This window comes from Caloramator quimbayensis (assembly GCF_900167605.1).
Taxonomy (GTDB): Bacteria; Bacillota; Clostridia; order Clostridiales; family Caloramatoraceae; genus Caloramator_B; species Caloramator_B quimbayensis.
In genome coordinates, this window is record NZ_FUYH01000005.1 from 80,244 (window position 1) to 97,442 (window position 17,199).

At 31.4% G+C, this 17,199-nt stretch carries 18 protein-coding genes; all 18 read left to right on the plus strand.

Annotation, left to right across the window (positions count from 1 at the left end; translation table 11 throughout):
* Positions 1–39: 39 nt before the first annotated feature.
* The 18 genes from B5D15_RS04395 to pgeF all read left to right on the plus strand — a co-directional run bounded on the left by B5D15_RS04395 (position 40) and on the right by pgeF (position 17,198).
* Complete coding sequence (locus B5D15_RS04395) at positions 40–1,479, plus strand: UDP-N-acetylmuramoyl-L-alanyl-D-glutamate--2,6-diaminopimelate ligase (RefSeq protein ID WP_078695903.1); 1,440 nt, start codon at positions 40–42, stop codon at positions 1,477–1,479.
* 93 nt (positions 1,480–1,572) lie between these two features.
* Positions 1,573–2,532 carry a phospho-N-acetylmuramoyl-pentapeptide-transferase gene (gene mraY, locus B5D15_RS04400; RefSeq protein ID WP_078695904.1) on the plus strand — a complete coding sequence of 320 codons (960 nt, stop codon included), beginning with the start codon at positions 1,573–1,575 and terminating at the stop codon, positions 2,530–2,532.
* 10 nt (positions 2,533–2,542) lie between these two features.
* Positions 2,543–3,637 carry a putative lipid II flippase FtsW gene (gene ftsW / locus B5D15_RS04405; RefSeq protein WP_078695905.1) on the plus strand — a complete coding sequence of 365 codons (1,095 nt, stop codon included), beginning with the start codon at positions 2,543–2,545 and terminating at the stop codon, positions 3,635–3,637.
* A gap of 16 nt (positions 3,638–3,653) precedes the next feature.
* On the plus strand, positions 3,654–4,754 hold the full coding sequence (gene murG / locus B5D15_RS04410) for an undecaprenyldiphospho-muramoylpentapeptide beta-N-acetylglucosaminyltransferase (protein ID WP_078695906.1): 1,101 nt from the start codon (positions 3,654–3,656) through the stop codon (positions 4,752–4,754).
* 72 nt (positions 4,755–4,826) lie between these two features.
* Positions 4,827–5,573 (plus strand): cell division protein FtsQ/DivIB, encoded by a 747-nt coding sequence (locus tag B5D15_RS04415; RefSeq protein WP_078695907.1) that lies wholly within the window; start codon positions 4,827–4,829, stop codon positions 5,571–5,573.
* A gap of 13 nt (positions 5,574–5,586) precedes the next feature.
* Entirely contained in the window at positions 5,587–6,297 is a 711-nt protein-coding gene (locus tag B5D15_RS04420) for a DUF881 domain-containing protein (RefSeq protein WP_078695908.1), read from the plus strand.
* A gap of 4 nt (positions 6,298–6,301) precedes the next feature.
* A complete protein-coding gene (locus B5D15_RS04425; RefSeq protein ID WP_078695909.1) occupies positions 6,302–6,658 on the plus strand; it encodes a small basic family protein in 357 nt (118 codons plus the stop codon).
* Between the two features lie 2 nt (positions 6,659–6,660).
* Complete coding sequence (locus B5D15_RS04430; protein WP_078695910.1) at positions 6,661–7,374, plus strand: DUF881 domain-containing protein; 714 nt, start codon at positions 6,661–6,663, stop codon at positions 7,372–7,374.
* Positions 7,375–7,545: 171 nt separating this feature from the next.
* Positions 7,546–8,805 carry a cell division protein FtsA gene (gene ftsA / locus B5D15_RS04435; protein ID WP_078695911.1) on the plus strand — a complete coding sequence of 420 codons (1,260 nt, stop codon included), beginning with the start codon at positions 7,546–7,548 and terminating at the stop codon, positions 8,803–8,805.
* Between the two features lie 21 nt (positions 8,806–8,826).
* Positions 8,827–9,918, plus strand: coding sequence for a cell division protein FtsZ (gene ftsZ, locus B5D15_RS04440; RefSeq protein ID WP_078695912.1), 1,092 nt, complete (start codon positions 8,827–8,829; stop codon positions 9,916–9,918).
* A 207-nt stretch (positions 9,919–10,125) separates the two neighbouring features.
* Positions 10,126–11,019: a sigma-E processing peptidase SpoIIGA gene (gene spoIIGA / locus B5D15_RS04445; RefSeq protein WP_078695913.1), complete on the plus strand. Its 894-nt coding sequence runs from the start codon at positions 10,126–10,128 to the stop codon at positions 11,017–11,019.
* Between the two features lie 53 nt (positions 11,020–11,072).
* Positions 11,073–11,768 carry an RNA polymerase sporulation sigma factor SigE gene (gene sigE, locus B5D15_RS04450; protein WP_423236568.1) on the plus strand — a complete coding sequence of 232 codons (696 nt, stop codon included), beginning with the start codon at positions 11,073–11,075 and terminating at the stop codon, positions 11,766–11,768.
* 108 nt (positions 11,769–11,876) lie between these two features.
* Positions 11,877–12,650 carry an RNA polymerase sporulation sigma factor SigG gene (gene sigG, locus B5D15_RS04455; RefSeq protein WP_078695914.1) on the plus strand — a complete coding sequence of 258 codons (774 nt, stop codon included), beginning with the start codon at positions 11,877–11,879 and terminating at the stop codon, positions 12,648–12,650.
* 84 nt (positions 12,651–12,734) lie between these two features.
* The gene (locus B5D15_RS04460; protein WP_078695915.1) at positions 12,735–13,031 is read left to right on the plus strand and encodes a YlmC/YmxH family sporulation protein; all 297 of its coding nucleotides are present in this window, start codon (positions 12,735–12,737) and stop codon (positions 13,029–13,031) included.
* Positions 13,032–13,171: 140 nt separating this feature from the next.
* Positions 13,172–13,627 (plus strand): transcriptional regulator NrdR, encoded by a 456-nt coding sequence (gene nrdR, locus B5D15_RS04465; RefSeq protein WP_078695916.1) that lies wholly within the window; start codon positions 13,172–13,174, stop codon positions 13,625–13,627.
* A gap of 10 nt (positions 13,628–13,637) precedes the next feature.
* Positions 13,638–15,668 (plus strand): anaerobic ribonucleoside-triphosphate reductase, encoded by a 2,031-nt coding sequence (nrdD, locus tag B5D15_RS04470; RefSeq protein WP_078695917.1) that lies wholly within the window; start codon positions 13,638–13,640, stop codon positions 15,666–15,668.
* Positions 15,669–15,924: 256 nt separating this feature from the next.
* Complete coding sequence (gene nrdG, locus B5D15_RS04475; protein WP_078695918.1) at positions 15,925–16,416, plus strand: anaerobic ribonucleoside-triphosphate reductase activating protein; 492 nt, start codon at positions 15,925–15,927, stop codon at positions 16,414–16,416.
* Positions 16,417–16,430: 14 nt separating this feature from the next.
* Positions 16,431–17,198, plus strand: coding sequence for a peptidoglycan editing factor PgeF (pgeF, locus tag B5D15_RS04480; RefSeq protein ID WP_078695919.1), 768 nt, complete (start codon positions 16,431–16,433; stop codon positions 17,196–17,198).
* Position 17,199 lies beyond the last annotated feature (1 nt).

Sequence of the window (17,199 nt, forward strand, 5' to 3'; positions counted from 1 at the left end):
GTTTTTCCATATTGTGCTATAAACATTAAGGAGGTAAATATGAAAATATCAGAGATAGTTAAAAATATCGATTATATGTCTATAATAGGTGAAGACAGAGAAATAGAATCTTTGTCATACAACACATCAAGCGTTAAACCAAATAGTATGTTTTTTTGTATAGAAGGAGTAAAAACTGACGGGCATATTTTTGCTCAAAAAGCGATAGACAGCGGAGCCAGTGCAATTGTTGTAAGCAAAGATATAGATATTAATGGAAATGCTTCTATTATAAAAGTAAAAGACACGAGGGAAGCAATGGCACTCATGTCATCTAATTTTTATGGAAAACCCTCGCAAGATATAAATATAATCGGTATTACTGGCACTAATGGCAAAACAACATCTACATTTATGATTAAATCCATACTTGATGCCTATAACAAAAAAACTGCCCTCCTTGGGACTATTTATAATATTATTGGAGATAAAAAGGAAGAGGCAAAAAGAACTACACCAGAGTCTATGGATCTTCAAAAAATGTTTTTTGATATGAAAAAAGAAGGGATAGAGTACTGTATTATGGAGGTATCGTCCCATTCTCTTGAACTTAAAAGAGTTTTTGACGTTAAGTTTAAAGCGGGTATATTTACAAATTTAACTCAGGATCATCTCGATTTTCATGGAACAATGGAAAATTATTTTAATGCTAAAATGAAGCTTTTTGAATGCTGTGACATTCCTGTTATTAATGTTGATGATAAGTATGGTAAAAGAGCAGTAGATAAACTAAATAGAAAGATTATAACCTTTGGAATAGAAAATGATGCAGATGTTAAAGGACAGGATGTTATAATCAGCGAAAAAGGAACTAACTTTAAGCTTAAATATAAGGATGAATCTGTTTCAATAGGACTTCATCTGCCAGGAAAATTTAATGTTTATAATGCTCTTGGAGCAGCCGCTGCCTGCCTTGAAATGGGAATTCCTTTGAGTGCTGTTAAAAAAGGTCTTGAAAATTTAGAGTCAGTGCCTGGAAGAAGCGAAAAGATTATATCTAAAAGAGGATTTACAGTAGTTATTGATTATGCGCATACTCCAGATGGCATAGAAAACATATTAAAAACAGCAAGGGAATACACTAAAGGAAGATTAACAACATTATTTGGATGTGGAGGAGACAGGGATAAAACAAAAAGACCTTTAATGGGCAAAGCGGCAGGAGAACTATCAGATTTTTGCATAGTAACATCTGATAACCCTCGAACTGAAGACCCTAAGTCTATAATAGAAGATATACTGCCTGGAATAGACAAAACAGGATGCGCTTATGTTATAATAGAAGATAGAAAAGAAGCAATAAAATATGCTTTAGATAATGCTAAGGCAGGAGATGTAATAGTTATAGCTGGAAAAGGCCATGAAAGCTATCAGATATTAAAAGAAAAGACTATTCATTTTGATGAACGTGAAATCGTAAATGAGCTGCTTAATGAATAGATTTTTATCAAAAGAAAAAACTGTCAAATTTATTATGATAATATAAAATTTTATAAAAGACTTTTATAGTTTGAAAAGACAGGAGAGGAGAAAATGCAAATAACAATTTATGCAACAATAATTTCATTCGTTATAGTACTATTAATAGGACCTATAATAATACCTGCATTAAAAAGATTCAAATTTGGACAAAACATAAGGGATGATGGTCCTAAAAGTCATTTGAAAAAGGCTGGAACACCTACGATGGGAGGAATAATATTTATTTTAAGTATTATTATCACAACTTTTATTGTTCAAAGGAAGATGTCAGGACCTCTCTATGTAGCACTTATAACAACCGTCGGCTATGGGTTTATTGGTTTTCTTGACGACAGCCTAAAGATTATTAAGAAAAGAAGCCTTGGCCTTAGAGCTTATCAAAAACTCATAGGTCAAATTACCTTTGCCTTTATACTATCCTATTATGCATATATTAATAAGGATATAGGAAGCGTCATACACATTCCTTTTACAAACAGCATGGTTGATTTTGGAATATTCTATATACCTTTTATGATGTTTGTAATTGTGGGAGTTACTAATTCTGTTAATCTAACTGATGGACTTGATGGACTTGCATCAGGGGTAACATTAATAGTAAGTATATTTTTTGCTATAGTTACTTATGGACTTGGAGATAAGGATCTTTCACTCTTTTGTGGAGCTCTATCTGGAAGCCTTCTTGGGTTTTTAAAATACAACTCATATCCTGCACAGGTCTTTATGGGTGATACAGGTTCTCTTGCCTTAGGAGGAGCGATTTCAGCTTTAGCTGTATTATTAAGGATGCCTTTTATACTTGTAATTGTCGGCGGGATATATGTTGTTGAAACTTTATCAGATATTATACAGATTATTTCTTTTAAAACCACGGGTAAGAGGGTATTTAAAATGGCTCCTCTTCATCATCATTTTGAGCAGGAAGGCTGGCATGAAACTAAAATAGTTGCATGGTTTTGTATATTTACAGCTATATTGTGCCTGATAGGATTTTTAGCAATAAGTTTTTAGGAGGTAAACCATGAATAAAAAAAGTGGCACTATTGATTTTCCACTTTTTATTGTAATATTGATATTGTTGTCGATAGGCGTGAATATGGTATTTAGTGCCAGCATGTGGGAAGATAAACAATTTTATAATGACAGTTTCCATCATCTAAAAAAACAAATCATATGGGCTTCGTTAGGTATTGTATCAATGCTCACAGCTGCGAATATAGATTATAGAAAATTAAAAAACAAAAAATTAATTTTTTTAGGGATGATAGTAACTATTCTTCTCCTTATTATTGTATTATTTATGCCAGCAGTAAATGGAGCTAAAAGATGGATAGGAGTTGGAAGCTTGGGAATTCAGCCCTCTGAGATTGCAAAGCTTATGATTATTTTATATACTTCTGATAATATAACTCGAAAAGGAGAAAAGATAAAAAGCTTTGGCAAAGGGGTTATTCCAATATTATTAATTGCAGGGTTATTTGCTTTTTTAATATTATTGGAACCTAATATGAGTACTGCTGTAATAATCGTAACAGTAGCAATTATGCTGCTGTTTGCTGGCGGTGCTAAGATAAATCACTTAGCAGGCATTTTCATTCTTGGAATAATTGTTGCTGTGATTGGAATTAAAATTGAACCTTATCGTATGAAAAGATTCCTTGCCTTTAGAAATCCCTGGGCCGATCCATTAGGAGACGGATATCAGGCAATACAATCCCTTTATGCTTTAGGGTCCGGTGGATTGTTAGGAGTTGGACTTGGGCAATCCCATCAGAAACTGTATTACATTCCTGAAGCTCAAAACGATTTTATTTTTTCTATTATTGCTGAAGAACTTGGATTTATTGGAGTATTATTTATTATTATATTGTTTGCTCTTTTGGTATGGAGAGGATATAGAATTGCTCTAAATTGCAAGGATAAATTTGGAAGTCTCATTGCTACAGGGATTACATCCTTAATAGCAGTTCAATCAAGCATAAATTTTTTGGTTGTTTCGTCTTTTATGCCGATTACTGGTGTTACACTTCCACTTATAAGTTATGGAGGTTCATCACTTTTATTTACAATGGTAGCATTAGGAATACTACTTAATATATCGAGACAGACATCGTGAAATGGAGTTGAGTTGTATGAGAGTTATTATATCAGGTGGAGGAACAGGAGGACATATATATCCAGGAGTAGCTGTTGCAAAAAAGATAAAAGAAAAATATTCAGAATGTGAAATATTGTTCATTGGCAGCGAGAATGGACTTGAAAAAAAGTTAGTTCCTAAGGAAGGTTTTGAAATAAAATTAATTAGTGTAGAGGGATTAAATAAAAAAATTACTCTAAAAACACCTTCAGCTGTTATAAAAGCCTTTAAAGGATATTTTCAGGCATCAAATATCATAAAAGGATTTAAACCTGATATTGTGATTGGAACTGGAGGATATGTATGCGGACCAGTAGTTCTTTCTGCAGCATTGAAGGGAATTCCGACAATAATCCATGAACAAAATGCTTTCCCAGGAATGACGAACAAGATTTTGTCACATTTTACTTCAAAAATAGCTATAACTTTTAAAGAATCTGAAAAATATTTTCCTAAGAACAAGGTGGTATTTACAGGAAACCCTATAAGGAGTCAGATATTAAATACTAATAAAACCAAATCGAGAGGTATATGGAATTTTGATAATAATAAACCTTTAATTCTTGTAGTTGGTGGCAGCAGAGGTGCAAAAAACATAAACAATGCAGTATCTGAAATAATACCATCCCTTATACAGAATAACATACAGCTTTTGTTTGTTACAGGGGAGCAGCAATATGATGAAATAGTTAGAAAGCTAAACTATAAAAAGAGCGATAAAAGATTTAGAGGAATTGTTATAGAACCTTATATTTTTAATATGCAGGATGCCCTTGGCGCTTGTGATATAATAATAAGCAGGGCAGGTGCTACGATTCTATCAGAGATAACTGCTCTTGGAATACCTGCGATTCTTATACCTTCACCTTATGTTGCAAATAACCATCAGGAATATAACGCTATGTCCCTTGAACAGAATGGGGCTGCAGTTGTAATAAAAGAAAATCAGTTAAAAAGTGACATATTTAAAGATCAGATATTAAACCTTGTTAATAATAAAGAGATGTTAAAAAAGATGTCACAAAATTCATCAAAACTTGCTGTAATAGATGCATCAGAAAAGATATGTAAAATAATTGAAGAATTGATAAAGTAATTTTCAACCTCCTCAATTTAGAAAATAAAAGATAAAATAGAGGAGGTTTTATAAAATAAAGAGGTAGATTATATGGTTAAGGAAAAAATTGAAAAGAAAATAAGAAAAAGAAAATTATTTTTAAAGCTTTGTTTTTTATTAATTTTTTTAGTACTTTTTTTATCTGTAATATTAAAATCAGACTATTTTTTAATTAACAATATAGTTGTAAAAAACAATAAGTTTATAAAAAGAGAAGAAATAATAGCTCTCTGTGAAGCTAAGAATCAAAATATATTTTTGGCAGATAAAAATAAAATGATAGATAAAATAGAAAACAACCCTTATGTAGAAAGTGTTAATATAAAAAAGAAACTTCCATCGACGATTATTATAGATGTTAAAGAGAAAAAAGTTAAGGGAATTATAAAGTTTGAAAATACATTTATTAATTTAGATGGGGAAGGAAATATGATTCAAACTATAAATCAATTCCCCGATGGCAGCATACCTTTAATTGAAGGTATAACTGTTAAGCAATATGTTCCTAATCAAAACATCGCAGCTAATAATACAGTGCTTCAAAAGGCTTTAAAGGAAGTTTTGACTATTTGTGATTTTACTGAATGCAAAAATACATTTTGCAGCGTAAATTTAAGCAATCCATACAAAATAATATTGACAACAAAAGATGGAGTTATAATTAATATAGGAGATTGGTCAAACTTTGACTACAAATTATCTTATGCTTTTTCAATTTTAAAGGATTCAACAGTTAAAGGCAGTAAAGGATATATTGAAATACTGCCTGAGGGAACTGCTGTATTTAGAAGTAATTAAAGGAGTGGGACTCATGAAAAAATTAAAATACCAGCTTACGATAGGACTTGTTTGTATTATATTAGGACTTATGATTTCCCTTCAGTTTAAATCAACATACAGTAATAGAAGCAAATATAGTTATAAGAGAATAGAAGATCTTGTTAATGAAGTTGAAACCCTCAGAAAGCAAAGGGATGACCTTTCTGCTAAGGTTAAGGAATATCAAAGTAAAGTAGATGAGATAGAAAAATCTGTTTCAAGTGAAAATGAAGTAGCAAATCAAATGAAAACAGAGCTTGATAATCTTAGAGTGCTTTCTGGCCTTACTGATGTTGAGGGACCAGGTATAATTATGACTTTAACTCCTTCTAATGAAATAAAAAACGATGGAACTACTATGATATATTCAACAGATATAATTGATATAATAAATGAATTAAATGCTGCTGGTGCTGAGGCAATATCGATAAATGAACAAAGATATGTTGGAAGTACACAAATTAAGGAAGCAGGAGCAGCTATTAAAATTAACGATGAAAAATTCAGCCCTATTGAACCCTTTACAATTAAGGCTATAGGAGATCCTAAAATCCTCGAAGGGGCTTTTAAAATGCCTGGAGGAATAAAAGATAAACTTGAAGAACTTGCAGGGATAAATGTAAAAATAACTCAAGTGCAAAATATAAAAATATTAAAGTATAATAAAAATATACAGTATAAGTTTATAAAAACAGGAAGGTGATAAGATGATACCTTTAATTGGACTAATAATCGGCATATTGATAGGTCTTTTTCTTAAAGTTGATATTCCTGCTTCATTAACTTCCTATGTTCCCGTAGCAATACTTGCAGCATTGGATTCTGTATTTGGAGGATTGAGAGCTGCACTTGAAAATAAATTCGATTCAGAAATATTTATATCAGGTTTTTTTGGCAACATCGTTTTGGCAGCAGGATTAACGTATTTAGGGGATCAATTAAATGTTCCAATATATTTAGCAGCAGTGTTAGTATTTGGAAGCAGGCTGTTTAACAATTTCGCAATTATTAGAAGAAAACTCATCGAAAAAGGTAGAGATAGAATTATAAATAGGGAGGAATAAGGATGAAGTTTAACGAAGGTAAGGCTCTGCTGCTTTTTACAGGGATACTTACTGGAATTCTGTTATCAGCCTTTATAGTCAATACAACATCTAAGCCGGCTGTTATTCTAACTTACCAGCAATATCAGAAGTATAATAGAGAGGCTAACGAATTAAAAGCTGAGATTAAAGGTCTTTATAAAGATGAAAACGATTTTGAAAACAAGCTTACAAATTATTATAAAAGCAATCAAAAGAATAAAAGCGTAACCGACACTCTAAAAAAAGAACTTAATGAAATTAAGTTGTTTGCAGGGAAATCGAAGGTTGAAGGATCAGGGATAATGATTGTTATAGATGATAGACATGACTATGTAAATAATGAAGAAATAATGAATTATATAACACATAATTCAGACCTTTTAAGAGTTGTAAATGAACTTAAAAATGCAGGCGCAGAAGCAATATCAATCAATGAAAAAAGAATTAATGATAGGACTGCAATAACATGTGAAGGGCCTGTTATAATGGTAAATGGTGAGTACATAGTACCTCCCTTTGAAATATTAGCGATTGGTGATCCTGAGGCGTTACAATATGCATTGTCACTTCCTGAGAGTTACGTTTCTCAAATAAAGGATAGAGGCCTCTATGTAAAAATAGTTAAAAAAGATAAAATAACTATTAATGAATTAACTCAAAAATTTACAGTTAGATATATTAAAAAGATGGAATAATAAAAAATAAATTTTAATTAATATTTAGTTAAAAAATTGATAAAGTTTACATTTTTAATAACGACAATATATATATATAAATTTTTAATAATTTTAATTGATGTTAAAGAGGGAATTGGCTTCTTTTGTTGAATAATTAAGATAAGAATAAGAAAAGGAGGTTAAGAGTAAATGGGCAATATAGTTGTATCGTTAGATATAGGTTCTTCTAAGGTATGTGTATTAATTGCAGAAATGAACAAAAAGCAATTTAATATACTTGGTGTTGGAACCTCCGAATGTAAAGGTGTTAAAAAAGGAATTATAGTTGATATAGATACAACTGTCGAGGCTATTATTAATGCAGTAAAACAGGCTGAACAGATGGCCAATATTCAGGTCAAATCTGTATATGTAAATATTGCAGGTGGTTACACTAATATTTATAAGAACAAAGGTGTTATTGCTGTATCGAGGGAAGATAGAGAAATAACAAGTGAAGATGTTAAAAGAGTTATTCAGGCTGCAAAGGTAGTTGCAGTACCAGCAGGTAGAGAAATTATAGATATTATTCCAGAACAATTTATAGTTGATGGTTATAGTGATATAAAGGATCCTGTTGGAATGGTTGGAGTAAGGCTTGAAGTTGATGCTAATTTAATTATTGCTTCTTGTACAACTGTTCAGAATATAATAAGGAGTGTGCAAAAAGCAGGTCTTACTGTTGATGGAATTATTGTAGAACCAATAGGTACTTCATCGGTTATACTTAATGAAGATGAAAAGGAACTTGGTGTTGCTTTGATAGACGTGGGAGCCGAAACTACAGATATTTCAATCTTCAGAAAAGGTTCATTGACTTATACTAAAGTTATACCTGTTGGAGGAAATCATATTACAAATGATATTTCTATAATACTTAAAATATCTTCAGCAGATGCAGAAAAAATTAAAAGACAGTATGGTGTAGCATCACCAAATATGATAAAAAATGATGAGGTTATAAAAATTAATAATTTAGCCGGTAAAGGACAGAAGGAAATTCATATAATGGAAGTTGCAGAGATTATCGATGCAAGACTTTCTGAGATGATGTATCTTATTAAAAATGAAATAGACAACAATGAAACACTAAGCAGCCTTGCAGCTGGAATCGTTATAACAGGAGGAGGGCTTTTTAATATAAAAGGCATACAAGATGTAGCACAATCCTATTTTGATGTTCCAGTAAGGTTTGGATATCCTAATTATATTGGTGTTGCAAGTCCCGTTTATGCAGCGGCGGTAGGTATAGCAATGTATGAACTCAAACAAAAAAGAGGAAGCTCGATTGATTATAAATCAGCTCAGCCTCAAAGGGAAATTGCAGTTACCAATGAAGAGGATGAAGAAGACATTGAAAAACCAAGTTTTATTACAAAAATTAAAGAGTTCTTTGCGGATTTTTTTTAGAATACAAAGGGAGGGAATAATGTGCTTGATTTTGAATTTGAATTAGATCAAACAGCTCAAATAAAAGTTGTTGGTGTTGGCGGCGGTGGAAATAACGCAGTAAACAGAATGATAGAGTTTGGATTAAAGGGAGTAGAGTTTATTTCTGTTAATACTGATAAACAAGCTCTTTATCTTTCAAAGGCAGGACAGAAAATACAGATAGGAGACAAGCTGACTAAAGGATTAGGAGCAGGTGCAAATCCTGAAATCGGTCAAAAAGCAGCTGAAGAAACAAAGGAGGAAATTACTCAGGCATTAAAAGGGGCAGATTTAGTTTTTATAACTGCAGGTATGGGTGGAGGAACAGGTACAGGAGCAGCTCCTGTAGTTGCAGAAATTGCAAAGGAACTTGGAATATTAACAGTTGGCGTTATAACAAAACCCTTTGTTTTTGAAGGTAAACAAAGAATGTTAAATGCTGAGCAGGGAGTTGCAAGACTAAAGGAGAAAGTAGATACACTTGTTACTATTCCAAATGATAGATTATTACAAGTAGTAGATAAGAAAACACCTATTACTGAAGCGTTTAAAATAGCAGATGATGTATTAAGACAGGGTGTACAGGGTATATCTGACCTTATTACGATACCAGGACTTATTAATCTCGATTTTGCAGATGTTAAAACTATAATGTTAAATCGTGGACTTGCTCATATGGGGGTTGGAAAGGCTTCAGGAGAGAACAGGGCTGTTGAGGCAGCAAAACAGGCTATTTCGAGTCCTCTTCTTGAAACAACAATAAATGGAGCAACAGGTGTTCTTTTAAATATAACTGGAGGCTCAAATCTTACATTGTTTGAAGTAAATGAAGCTGCTGACCAAGTTAAACAAGCTGCAGATGCAGATGCTAATATAATTTTTGGTGCAGTAATTGATGAATCTTTAGATGATGAAATAAGAATTACTGTTATTGCAACTGGCTTTGACAAATATAATGAAATCAAAGTTTCTAAAAAAGAAGAAAATAAGATTGAAAACAGCAAACAATTTGTTAGAGATACTGAAATAAACGTTAGCGATAGCGATCTTGATATTCCACCATTTATAAGAAATCAAAGAAACAGAAGATAATTGTTTTAAAAGTTTTAAGAAATTCTACATTCAGACCTTTATAAAAGGTATTGTATGTAGAATTTCTTTTTATTTTGGAATTTTGACAAATATGTAATCATAATTTTATGAAAAAAATTATATTTATATAATTATAAACTGACAAAATTTACATATACATGGTTCTATAATGTAACTATAGGATAATGTCAACTGAGGGGTGGACATATGGGGGATGTTGTTTATATAGATGTACTGCTTCTTGAAAATTTTTTTATGAATTATCTTTTAATATATTTGCTTAAAAGATTGTGTAAATATAAAACTAAAGAATGGAAGATGATTTTAGCATCATTATTTGGGGCTTTTTATGTAATATTCATTTTTTATCCTGATTTTCAGTTCCTATATTGTTTGTTAATGAAATTTTTGATGTCGATAATCATGCTTATTATTGCGTTTACGCCTCGAAAGATAAGGGATATTTTAAAAATAGTTATACTCTTTTATATTGAAGCGTTTATAATTGGAGGAAGCATTTTAGCTATATTTTATTTAACTTATAAGGAAATAGATATTGCAAGCGGAACTTTTCTTTTAACTAATATTTCCTCTAATTATATTATTATCGGTATACTAATTGCTATTATTTTAGTAAAAATAGGATTTGACTATTTGGAGAACTTTTATGGAACTGAAAAAAATAAAATTGAGATACAAATTATACTTGATAATAAGAGATGCAGCATAACTGCACTTATAGATACAGGAAATACTTTAAAAGACCCAGTAACAAATGTTCCAGTAATAGTTGTCTATCAAAAGTCTTTACTCGACATATTTCCAGATGAATTAAAAAAGTGTATTGCTGATGATTATGACTATGAATCAATCACTAAGATAATCATATCTTCACAGCTTAAATCGAGGATAAGGATTATTCCCTATAGAGCATTAGGCACAGAAAACGGTATTTTAATCGCAATTAGAGCCGATATGGCTATAGTAAAATACAAGAATAAATGTAATGTTATTGAGGAACCAATAATTGCTCTGTATAATAAGCCAATATCAGTTTATGGTGATTATCAAGCTCTTGCATATCCAGAAATTTTAAAATAGAGGTGGTAAGTTTGAAAAATAATGAAAATTTTATTGACTTTATTAAGAAAAAAATAAAGGAAATAATTAATTATATACAGTGGAAGATATTTAGTATACAGGATATTTTTTATATCGGAGGAGCTGAAGCACTACCGCCTCCGCTAAGTAATGAAGAAGAAAAAGATTTAGTAGAGCAGTTAAAGGAAGGCAATGAGGGAATAAGAGCTGTTCTTATTGAAAGAAATCTAAGACTTGTAGTATATATAGCAAGAAAATTCGAAAATACTGGAATAAGCGTAGAAGATTTGATTTCCATAGGTACTATAGGACTTATAAAAGCAGTTAATACATTCGATCCAACAAAAAAGATAAAGCTTGCAACTTATGCGTCAAGATGCATAGAAAATGAAATACTTATGTATCTTAGAAGAAACAGTAAAGTGAGGGGAGAAATATCCTTTGATGAGCCCTTAAATGTTGATTGGGATGGAAATGAACTTTTATTATCGGATATATTAGGCACTGATAACGATCTTATATATCATTATATAGAAGATGAAGTTGAAAAACAGCTTTTAAGGAGTGCCATGGCAAGACTTAGCAGCAGAGAGAAACAAATTATGGAACTTAGGTTTGGCCTTGGAGGTGGAGGAGAAAAAACTCAAAAGGAAGTTGCAGATATACTTGGTATTTCTCAATCATATATTTCAAGGCTTGAAAAAAGAATTATTAAGAGACTTAAAAGAGAAATTACAAGAATGATATAATAATGCATGTCCAAATTGTAATATTTATTTAAAGGTCTTATTGAATAAAAAAAATCTCCTTCGGAAATAATTTTAATACAACTATACTGAAGGGGATGAAGCTGACACATGATTACTAATAAAGTAGAGATTTGTGGAGTAAATACTTCAAAATTGCCGGTTTTAAGTAATGAAGAAATGAGACAGTTGATTATAAAGATGAGACAGGGAGACAAAGGTGCCAGAGAAAAATTTATCAATGGCAACCTTAGACTGGTACTTAGTGTAATTCAGCGTTTTAATAATAGAGGAGAAAATGTTGATGATTTATTTCAAGTGGGGTGTATAGGATTAATAAAGGCTATTGATAATTTTGACTTAAATCAAAATGTAAAATTTTCAACCTATGCGGTTCCAATGGTAATTGGGGAAATAAGAAGATATCTTAGAGATAATAATTCAATAAGAGTCAGCCGTTCTTTAAGGGATATAGCATATAAAGCTCTTCAGGTGAGGGATAGCCTGATATCAAAAAATAATAAGGAGCCTACAGTTTCAGAGATTGCTCAGGAACTTAAAATACCAAGAGAAGAAGTGGTATTTGCTCTCGATGCAATTCAAGATCCTGTTTCGCTGTTTGAGCCTATTTACCATGACGGCGGTGATGCTATATTCGTTATGGATCAGATAAGCGACACTAAAAATCATGATGACAGCTGGATTGAAAACATATCCATAAAGCAAGCCCTTCAAAAATTAAACAGAAGGGAAAAACTAATTTTGACGTTGAGATTTTTTGAAGGAAAAACTCAGATGGAAGTTGCAGATGAAATAGGCATTTCTCAGGCACAGGTATCGAGGCTTGAGAAATCTGCTCTAAATCATATGAAAAAGTATATTTGAATTATAAAACAGCATTTCTGCTGTTTTTTTTATGGCATTTGAATCTGTAATTGAACATATACTTTAATTATGGAGGTGAAATAAATGAAGGATAGATATGAAACAAAAAATACATTGACTACATCTGATTTAAGGCAGATGGAAGTTATAGATATTTCTGAGGGAAAAAGGCTTGGATTTATTAGCGATATAATTTTTGATGATGATTTAAAAAGGATTGAAAGCATAGTTATTCCTCCTCAAAACAATTTTTTGTCGGTTTTTAGAAAAAAAGATGAAATTCAAATTAAATGGAGCCAAATAAAGGTAATTGGAATTGATGTTATTCTTGTTGATACATCTTCAAAAAATGCAAACGATGAAAAGGATAAAACTTTATAGCATTCTTTAGCTAAACTTTGAAATTAAATAAAATACCCCAAAAATAGTTTTTATAAAAATATTTACGATTAGACAAAACTATATATAGAATATATAATTTAATACGATACTATATATAGATAAAGAACTGGGGTGATGTAATGAAATGCCCGTTTTGCGATTATGATGAGACAAAAGTAATCGATTCAAGGCCTACAGAGGACAATACCTCAATTAGAAGAAGAAGAGAATGTCTAAAGTGTCAAAAGAGGTTTACGACCTATGAGAAGGTTGAGGATATTCCAGTATATGTTGTTAAAAAAGATGGAAAGAGAGAACCTTTTGATAAGAGAAAGATTTTAAACGGTATATTAAAATCCTGTGAGAAAAGGCCTGTATCTATACTTCAAATTGAATCTATAACTGATGATATTGAAAAACAGGTTTATAATACTATGGAGCAGGAAGTTAGCAGCAGCTTTATAGGAGAACTTGTTATGCAAAGGTTAAAGGAGCTTGATGATGTTGCTTATGTAAGATTTGCTTCAGTATATAGGCAATTTAAGGATATTAATACTTTTATGGAGGAGCTTCAAAAAATACTAAAGGAAAAGTAGGAGGAATGAAATGTTTACACAGATTAAAAAAAGAGATGGAAGAGTTGTGAATTTCAGCAAGGATAAGATAACAAGGGCTATATTTCTTGCTGCACAGGGAGTAGGAGGTTCTGATTTTGCAACTGCTGAACAGTTATCCGATAAAGTTATAAATTATATGCTAAGTAAGATGTCTAAGGATGAAATACCTGATGTAGAATTCGTTCAGGACTGCGTTGAAAAGATTTTGATTGAAGATGGACATGCTAAGACTGCAAAGGCATATATTTTATATAGAGCTAAAAGAACAAGATATAGAGAAGCTAAAACTGAATTAATGGATATTGTTAAAGAAATATTAGTTGAAACAAGCAGAGAAAATGCAAATGTTGGCAATTCACCTTCTGCAAAAATGCTTCAGATAGCTTCAGCTGCAAGTAAACAGTATTATTTAAATAATGTTATTCCAAAAGAAATGACTAAAGCTCATTTGAATTGTGATATACATATACATGATTTAGATTTTTATGGCAAAACCCTTAACTGCCTTCAGATAGATTTAACAAAGCTTATGCTAAATGGGTTTAACACCGGATATGGGTATATAAGGCCTCCTAAGAGAATATCTTCTGCAACTGCACAGGCAGCTATTATTCTTCAGAGCAACCAAAACGATATGTTTGGAGGGCAGAGTTTTCCGCATTTTGATAAGTCTATGGCAGAAATTATAAGAAGTTTTAAGGAAAAGCCTTCCTATGACGAGGTATATCAAGCCATGGAAGCTCTTGTATATAATTTAAACAGTATGCATTCGAGAGCTGGTGCTCAGGTACCTTTCAGCAGTATTAACCTTGGAACTGATACAAGTGAAGAAGGAAGAATGGTTATAAAGGCTATGCTTATGGCTTTTGATAAAGGCCTTGGAAAGGGTGAGAGCCCAATTTTCCCAAATCTTGTTTTTAGACTTAAAAAAGGAATCAACTTTGAAAAAGAGGATCCTAATTACGACTTGTTCAGGCTTGCATTAAAAGTTGCCGGGCATAGAATGAATCCAACCTTTAGCTTCATGGATTCGAGCTTTAATGAAAAATTTGGTGATGAAGTATCATATATGGGCTGCAGAACAAGAACTATTGCTAATGTAAATGGTCCTGAGGTTTCTGCAGGCCGTGGGAATATTTCTCCAGTTACTATAAATCTTCCAAGAATTGCTCTAAAAGCGGGTTATGGCAATATTGATAAGTTTTATGATGAATTAGACAAAATACTTTATTTATGCAAAGAGCAACTTTTGCATAGATTTGAGGTAATAGCAAATTTAAGAGTTAAAGATTTGCCATTTTTGATGGGACAAAAGCTTTATATAGGTTCTGAAAACCTAAAAGAGGAAGACAAAATAAGAGAAGCTATTAAAAATGGAACTTTAGGAATAGGATTTATTGGCCTTGCTGAAACACTTAAGGCTTTGACAGGAAAACACCATGGAGAATCTGAAGAATCCTTAAAACTTGGTTTAGAGATAGTTGAATATATAAGAAATTACTGCGATAAAACTACTAAGGAAACACATTTAAACTTTGTTTGTTATGCAACACCTGCTGAAGGTACAGCAGGAAGATATGTTCCAAAGGACAGAGATATCTTTGGATTGATTGAAGGAGTAACTGATAAGGACTTTTATACGAATTCATACCATATACCTGTTGAATTCAATATAAGCATATTCGAAAAGATAAAAAGAGAAGGGATGTTCCATAAGCTATGCAATGGAGGACATATATCCTATATAGAACTTCCTTCATCTGTTGAAAACAATATAGATGCCCTTGAAAAAATATTAAAATGGATGGCAGAGTGTGATATAGGATATGCAGGAGTAAATTTCCCAATAGATGAATGCAGAGTATGCGGATACAGCGGAATAATAAATGAAGATAGTTGTCCTGAATGCGGAAGCGAAGATATAAGAAGGATAAGAAGAATAACTGGGTATCTATCAACTATAGATAGATTTAATGACGCTAAAAAGTCTGAGCTTAAAATGAGGGTTAAACACAGTTAAAATTAAAAATTAGGAGAGAATTTTAAAATTTTATTATAAAGTTTAAAGCCCATAAACTGCACAGCCTTTAGCTCTATAGAGCTTTTTAAATTTTTTATATTGGCAATAGCAGTTTATGGGCTTTATTTTAAGGCAAAACATAGTTATTATGTTAAATAAATATTAAATTTAAAACTTAATATTAACAAAGATTTATGTTTTAATATGATATAATTTAGATAGATGCTTTAATGATTTGGTTTATGGAGATGATTAAATGAATATAAGAATTTCAGGAATTTTAAAAGAAAGTGTAGTTGACGGTCCAGGGATTAGATATGTTGTTTTTGCTCAAGGATGTGCTCATAACTGTATTGGATGTCACAATCCATCAACCCATGATTTTAATGGAGGATATATTGTAGATGCAGATGAATTAATCGAGGATATTAGGGAAAGCTTTTTTATAGATGGCGTAACTTTCAGCGGAGGAGATCCTTTTTATCAAACTGCTGAATTTTCTTATATTGCTGAAAAATTAAAAAAAGAATCATTACATATTGTTTGCTATACTGGATTTGAATTTGAAGAAATTTTAAATGATGAAAATAAAAGAAGGCTTCTTGAAAATATAGATATTCTTATAGACGGCCCATTTGTTTTGTCAAAGAAAAATTTGAAACTGCCCTTTAGAGGCTCTGATAATCAAAGAATAATTGACGTTAAAAACAGTTTAAAAGAAGGAAAAATAATAACGATAGAATATTAGGAATAGGTGATTTTATGGAATATCCTATTTTAAAAAATAAAGATGGAATAGAATTTTTGTGCTCACCTGAATTTGAAAAAATCGATAAAATAAGACATTTTTTCAGTACACGAATTAATTCTAATGATGAAATGAATAATTTCAGCCTTAATGCATTTAATGAAGATGAAAAAGAAAAAATAAAAACAAACTATGAAAAAATATTAAAATCTGCTGAAATGAATGAAAATTGTTTTGTATATTTAAAACAAGTACATGGAAATAAATTTTATGTTGTTGATGATAAAAATTATAAAGATATTATTGGTAAAGAGGGAGATGCCTTAATCACATCATCAAAAAATATAGCTATTGGAGTGCTTACGGCAGACTGCGTTCCCGTATTGCTTTGTGATTATGAAAATGATGTTATAGCAGCAGTTCATGCAGGATGGAGGGGAACACATCAAAACATAACATCCATTGTAATAGATTATATGATAAAAGAAATGGGATGCAGTGAAAAAACTATTGCTGCTGCAATAGGTCCCTCTATAGGCCCCTGCTGTTTTGAAGTGAGTTTTGATGTAGCTTCAAAATTCACATTTGTGCAGGAAAAAAATAAAAAATACTACGTTGATTTATGGCAGGAAAATATAAATCAGATTTTAAAATGTGGAATCTTAAAGAGCAATATAGATGCATTTAAACTTTGTACTTATTGCAACGGTAATATGTTTTTTTCTTATAGGAGAGAATGTGAAACAAGCGGAAGGCTTGGAGCCTTTATACAATTAGTATAGG

Excerpts from the sequence above, each read along its gene's own strand:
- B5D15_RS04395 (WP_078695903.1), top strand. The coding sequence starts at position 40 with ATGAAAATATCAGAGATAGTTAAAAATATCGATTATATGTCTATAATA.
- mraY (WP_078695904.1), top strand. The coding sequence starts at position 1,573 with ATGCAAATAACAATTTATGCAACAATAATTTCATTCGTTATAGTACTA.
- ftsW (WP_078695905.1), top strand. The coding sequence starts at position 2,543 with ATGAATAAAAAAAGTGGCACTATTGATTTTCCACTTTTTATTGTAATA.
- murG (WP_078695906.1), top strand. The coding sequence starts at position 3,654 with ATGAGAGTTATTATATCAGGTGGAGGAACAGGAGGACATATATATCCA.
- B5D15_RS04415 (WP_078695907.1), top strand. The coding sequence starts at position 4,827 with ATGGTTAAGGAAAAAATTGAAAAGAAAATAAGAAAAAGAAAATTATTT.
- B5D15_RS04420 (WP_078695908.1), top strand. The coding sequence starts at position 5,587 with ATGAAAAAATTAAAATACCAGCTTACGATAGGACTTGTTTGTATTATA.
- B5D15_RS04425 (WP_078695909.1), top strand. The coding sequence starts at position 6,302 with ATGATACCTTTAATTGGACTAATAATCGGCATATTGATAGGTCTTTTT.
- B5D15_RS04430 (WP_078695910.1), top strand. The coding sequence starts at position 6,661 with ATGAAGTTTAACGAAGGTAAGGCTCTGCTGCTTTTTACAGGGATACTT.
- ftsA (WP_078695911.1), top strand. The coding sequence starts at position 7,546 with ATGGGCAATATAGTTGTATCGTTAGATATAGGTTCTTCTAAGGTATGT.
- spoIIGA (WP_078695913.1), top strand. The coding sequence starts at position 10,126 with ATGGGGGATGTTGTTTATATAGATGTACTGCTTCTTGAAAATTTTTTT.
- sigG (WP_078695914.1), top strand. The coding sequence starts at position 11,877 with ATGATTACTAATAAAGTAGAGATTTGTGGAGTAAATACTTCAAAATTG.
- B5D15_RS04460 (WP_078695915.1), top strand. The coding sequence starts at position 12,735 with ATGAAGGATAGATATGAAACAAAAAATACATTGACTACATCTGATTTA.
- nrdR (WP_078695916.1), top strand. The coding sequence starts at position 13,172 with ATGAAATGCCCGTTTTGCGATTATGATGAGACAAAAGTAATCGATTCA.
- nrdD (WP_078695917.1), top strand. The coding sequence starts at position 13,638 with ATGTTTACACAGATTAAAAAAAGAGATGGAAGAGTTGTGAATTTCAGC.
- nrdG (WP_078695918.1), top strand. The coding sequence starts at position 15,925 with ATGAATATAAGAATTTCAGGAATTTTAAAAGAAAGTGTAGTTGACGGT.
- pgeF (WP_078695919.1), top strand. The coding sequence starts at position 16,431 with ATGGAATATCCTATTTTAAAAAATAAAGATGGAATAGAATTTTTGTGC.